The 5,096-nt window shown below is 47.6% G+C and carries 6 protein-coding genes; 5 read left to right on the forward strand and 1 reads right to left on the reverse strand.

What is annotated here, in order from left to right:
* From AC2VLY_RS01160 to AC2VLY_RS01180, 5 genes are all read left to right on the forward strand, one after another.
* Nucleotides 1-500, forward strand: a 500-nt coding sequence (locus tag AC2VLY_RS01160) for a hypothetical protein (RefSeq protein ID WP_486891666.1), incomplete at its 5' end; no start/stop codon positions are given.
* Nucleotides 493-888: a hypothetical protein gene (locus AC2VLY_RS01165; protein ID WP_486921635.1), complete on the forward strand. Its 396-nt coding sequence runs from the start codon at nt 493-495 to the stop codon at nt 886-888. The genes AC2VLY_RS01160 and AC2VLY_RS01165, both read left to right, overlap by 8 nt.
* A gap of 205 nt (nt 889-1,093) precedes the next feature.
* The gene (locus AC2VLY_RS01170) at nt 1,094-1,384 is read left to right on the forward strand and encodes a nucleotidyltransferase family protein (RefSeq protein ID WP_486921636.1); all 291 of its coding nucleotides are present in this window, start codon (nt 1,094-1,096) and stop codon (nt 1,382-1,384) included.
* Nucleotides 1,381-1,725, forward strand: a complete 345-nt coding sequence (locus AC2VLY_RS01175; protein WP_486921637.1) for a HepT-like ribonuclease domain-containing protein — start codon at nt 1,381-1,383, stop codon at nt 1,723-1,725. The genes AC2VLY_RS01170 and AC2VLY_RS01175 overlap by 4 nt, the downstream gene beginning before the upstream one ends.
* Nucleotides 1,726-1,933: 208 nt before the next feature.
* Nucleotides 1,934-4,348 (forward strand): N-6 DNA methylase, encoded by a 2,415-nt coding sequence (locus AC2VLY_RS01180; protein ID WP_486921638.1) that lies wholly within the window; start codon nt 1,934-1,936, stop codon nt 4,346-4,348.
* 87 nt (nt 4,349-4,435) lie between these two features.
* Here the strand turns inward: AC2VLY_RS01180 and AC2VLY_RS01185 are convergent.
* The coding region (locus AC2VLY_RS01185; RefSeq protein WP_486921639.1) for a hypothetical protein at nt 4,436-5,096 on the reverse strand (661 nt) is incomplete at its 5' end.

The raw sequence follows: 5,096 nt of genomic DNA on the forward strand, positions 1-5,096 counted from the left end.
TGCAGGATCGGTTGGCAGAAGAGACCAGTCTGGTGGTGGACCCGGGATTTTTCTCGCTGGATTGGACGTTGGTTCGGGCCGGTGGTCGGTATGCCGCCCTGGCGTCCGGCAGCAGTCTGTTTGCCGTTTCCCAAGTGTTGAGTGAAGCACGGAAGATCATTGCAGACACCTATGGCAAGGCCCCGACGGTCGCGCAACTGGAAAACTGCCTGCAAAACGGACGGGAACACTTGTACATTTTCAATCAGGATGTGGTGTTACCGCCAATTTTTGAACAAGCGGCCCAGGTGGTCGGGCGGGAGGCCCTGAACGAAATGCGCGGCATGCTCCGTCAGGTGGACGACCCCATCAACTTTATCATTCTTGCGGGTGGCGGCGCGCGTTTATATACCCCCATGGCTCAGGAGGTATATCCAGACAGTCAAATTTTAATGGCAGATCATCCAGAACTGGCGAATGCGCAAGGCTTCTGGCATTTGGGAGCACAAAGTTTTGTCTGATTTTGTACGGGTGGATGTGACTATCAGTACCAGGCAACCGGAATTACTGAAAGATATACAGGCCGTTTCCGAACCCCGGTTGCGTCCTGAGCGTTTGCGGTTTTTGGCGCAACTAGGTTTACTGCTCTTGCAGGGGCGCGGTTCCCTGGTGGCGGTTCAGGCCGGTCATCAGGAAGCCGATAACGGTAGTGAAAAGCCGGGCACGGGCGAAGCGGGCGCTGTATCTGATGCTGCCCAGGGTGCTACAGAGACGGACACCACCTCTGCCCAAAAAAGGGCGTTGAGTCCGGCGCGACGAAAGGCCATGGCGCAACTGGGGCAGTCTTTGGGTGAGCCGGCGCAAAAAAACGCAAAAACCGCGAAAGCCCCAAAAAATGCATCAACCTAAAAACAGATCAAGAGATCAATTTGATCCCACGGATATATTCGAGACTTGCAGGTTGCCAAGACTTCCTACGATAATTTTAGGCAAAATGAAAGTCCGACAAGCTGCTAGCGTATTGCACACGGATCACTGGAGAGGCTGGGGGATGTGAAAAAGATGAAAATACCATATAGTATTGACTGGTTATGTTGAGGATCGGAGAGACACTATGCGCCCATCGCTCGCGTTTGAACTTCGTCGCAATGCTGTGCGAGAAGCCGTAAGCCGCTTTCCCACAACAAATCCGCGTGTGTTTGGCTCAGCAATACGTGGTACCGATGAAGACGGCAGCGACCTCGATCTACTGGTCGATGCACTGCCAGGTGCAACGTTGTTCGATCTAGGCGGCTTACAATGTGAACTTGAGTATTTGCTTGGCGTCCACGTTGATCTGCTGACCCCCGCAGATTTGCCGCTGAAGTTCCGCGCCAAAGTGCTTGAGGAAGCGCGACCGGTATGAGCGAAAACCGACTTCCTGACTACCTCGATCATATAAAACAAGCGGCGACTGATGCTTGTAACTTTGTGGAAGGGTTGGGTAAAATCGATTTCATAAATGACAAGCGCACACAGCAAGCCGTTATTATGAATCTCATCATTATCGGTGAGGTCGCAACTAAAGTGATGGACATATACCCAGAGTTTGCGGAAGACCACTCAGAAATACCTTGGCGAAGTATGCGCGGAATGCGCAACCGCATCGCCCATGGTTACTTCGACATCAATCTCGACGTGGTTTGTGATACCGTACAGACGGCGCTGCCGGAACTGGCGGCACAAATATCCGGTGCTGTTCGCTGATAGTGAATTATCATGCTGGCCGCATGTTCCCAAAAGGCCCCTTTGCAGCGATAGCGGCCGTTCAAATTCTGGGTAACTTAGCTTAGAGTCGAAGTTGTAGGATGGATGTAACCGAGTAGATCCTAAAATGTTATGCGACAATGTCAGGTGTTATGCTGCAACTCCGATGCAGTCGAAGTTACATTAGCCCCTATTAATAAGGACAAAGATGACTCCATTAGAATTTGACGAACTTTTTCTCGACATAAAACTTCCGGCCGACGTAGATGCACGGCTGCGAAAAGTATTCGACCAGCCCGAAGGTGAAGTCGAAGCGTTGTGGGTTCACAGGTTGGTCACAACGTATCTTTATCGCCCAGAGCAAATCGCTATGCAACGACCAGCAGGGGCTGGCCGCAATGCTAGCAAGAGTACCGTAACGGCAGACATTGTGGTGTACCGAGACAAGAAAAGAAAAGAACCCTTCATCGTATTGGAAGTTAAACAAAAAGATTCACTAAAAACGGCAGATGACGCCCAAGCAGAGAGTTACGCGAGGAACCTTGGTGCGGATTATCACGTCGCATCAGACTGGATTACCACTCGATTCTATAAAACATCTAAGTATCTCTCCTCTTCAACTAAACTCGGGAATATTCCAAGTTGGGCAGAGGATAGCGATCGGAAAGAATATCTACAAAAAACTCACATTCTTCCGCCTTTCAAGGACGAGGAACATTTACGCAAAGTTGTAAAAAGATGTCATGATCGAATTTTCTTTAATTTAGGTCACGACCCAGCGAAATCCTTCGATGAATTAATGAAGGTGTTTTTTCTAAAAATGTATGACGAGCGAGTTACTCCAAATGTGTATAAGTTTTCCGCTCTTCCAGGTCAGAATCAAAAAAATATATCCGACCACATAAAAGCTTTTTTTAAAGAAGCGACTACTTCAACGAGATACAGCGATGTCTTTACAACGAGATTTACCAAACCTGGGCAGAATGTAACCCTTGATCTGGATGAAGAGACAATCGCCTACATTGTTGAGCAACTCCAAAACTTTAGTCTGGTTAATACAACTGCAACTCTTGAAGGTGTAGATATCAAAGGAACCGTGTTCGAAAACATGGTGGGTGATACTTTCCGTGGAGAACTAGGCGCTTACTTCACACCGCGTGAGCTCGTAACTTTCTGTGTTGATCTAATTAACCCATCGCCTGGTGAGCAAGTACTAGATCCCTCATGCGGCAGCGGTGGATTTCTAATAATGGTAATTAAACATGTGCGCGAGCGCATGTTACAAGAGAACCCGAACTTGTCTGAATCTGAATTACACGCAGCGATAAAAGACTACTCTGAAAATAATATATTCGGTGTAGATATTAATGAACGCATGGTTCGTGTCGCAAAAATGAACATGATTATGCATGGAGATGGACATTCTGGAATATACAACTCCCATGGTCTGAATATCGGAATATCGGATCGTCTTCCGATTAAAAATGCTTCGATAGATCTGGTATTTTCTAACCCTCCGTTTGCAGGTCGCGAATCAAATCCTATCTATCTTGCTCATTGCCAGTCTGCCCACACTTCTGAGGGTAGTGCTATCACGGTTCATAAAACCATCCCATTTGTGGAGATGATTATTGCAAGCCTAAAACCTGGCGGGCGAGCGGCACTTGTTTTGCCAAACAGTATCTTTAATTCTCCGTCAGAAACGTTCAAAAGGCTTCGCAACCGTATTTATAGAGAGACAGTAATTCTTGCTGCAATTGGGCTTCCCCATTGGGTTTTCTTTCATACCGGATGCGATGTTCAGGGAACTCTGCTGTTCATAAAAAAAGAGACTCCATCTAGCGATTATAATGTTTATATGGACGTTGCTGAAAATGTCGGCTATGACGCAAAAGGCACTAAGACAGCGAAGAATGATTTGCCAGAAATTCTCGTAAGATATAGAAAAAGGGAAAAGAAAAAGCTTGTCAGGTTCTCGTTGCTTAGGAGTGAGGATAGATTTGATCCGCTATTCTTTAATCAGACGGAGAGTACAAAGCTTTTCTCCAAAAAAACGGGGACTACTCTTGGAGATTTATGTGAGCCCAAGGGAGTAATCGTCTCGAAGAATAAAAAGAATTCGACAATATACCGTTATCTTGAGGTCAGCGGTGCCAACGCAACGACTGGTCTAATTGAGAAAATGAACAATTATCAAGCCCATGACCTTCCTAGTCGTGCAAAGTGGATCGTTAGGGAGGGCATGATTTTGTTACCCAACCATAGAAATAGCATTGCGGCACGACGATCTCCCGTTCTTGTTGACGAAGATCACGATGGTATAGTTGTAACAAGCCGCTTTATTCCTCTATTTTGCAAAGTGCCGGCTCACTATGTTTACTATCTCCTTAAACTGCCGCAACTTCAAGATAAATTGCTAACCACCGTAACGGGTGGTTCGTCAACAGAGATCAAGTGGGACGTGATTAAAAAAATATCTGTGCCTATTCCAAAGGATGGCGATTATGACTCCTTTGTTGCGGATGTGCTCGAACTAGAGAGCAGAATAGAAAACGCAAGAAATCAGGCCGCAGTTAATGAGACAAAGATGCTTGAGCTCTTTAATAATTTGTTTCTTGATTAGCACGATGATTCCGCTGAGCGGAGCCAGTGCTCAGGCCTTGGACCCGTGTTGATGGCGGCGCGAAGACTTCCGTTGTCTCGGTGTGCATCATCCCCCGTACATCCGGCGAATGGTGTCGGCAAAATAGCGAAACACCCAGATATTGGCAGGGAATTGCTGAATATTGACCTGACGGTACACGGATATCTTGTGGAGCAGGAAAAAGAAAAATGCGGCAAGCAAACTCATGGTAGCGGCACCCAAAGGCAAAGCCACGGACCATCGTCCGGTTATCATCGGTACCAGATTGGCGGCCCATGTGGCTAAGGGCAAAAAAAGAAAAATAGTCGTGATAATCGGAGGAAGCCGAAACAGGCTGGAAATCCTGGCGGCGGCATCCCCGTTTTCCCGAACTTTTTTCAAATAGGCATAAGGGCCACCAAATGGTTGGGTGAGTAACAGGACCAAGCGTTTTCGGAGGATGCGTTGCGAAATCCAAAAAAGGGGCGTTTTGTAGCAACCCAGCATTCGGGCGCGCATGTTGGTAGCCAGCGTTTGAATCCAGATCCAGCGTAAAATTTGGGCTACAGTGGCGACCAATATGGCAATGGGAAGCCAGCGCCAGGGAGTGGTACCCAACCAAAATAGGGACAGGTTAGCCGCAGAGGCCAGCAGTAGCATGCGAATCAGCCAGACATCCGCTTGCTGTACATGCCGCGCCAGATTGGGCGGCAGAATTTCCGTGCCGCTGTATATTCTGTGGAACAAC

The sequence above is a fragment of the Acidithiobacillus sp. TH-A36 genome, from assembly GCF_057473445.1.

Bases quoted from the DNA above. Each gene is read 5' to 3' on its own strand.
- AC2VLY_RS01170 (WP_486921636.1), top strand. From the start codon at position 1,094: ATGCGCCCATCGCTCGCGTTTGAACTTCGTCGCAATGCTGTGCGAGAA.
- AC2VLY_RS01175 (WP_486921637.1), top strand. From the start codon at position 1,381: ATGAGCGAAAACCGACTTCCTGACTACCTCGATCATATAAAACAAGCG.
- AC2VLY_RS01180 (WP_486921638.1), top strand. From the start codon at position 1,934: ATGACTCCATTAGAATTTGACGAACTTTTTCTCGACATAAAACTTCCG.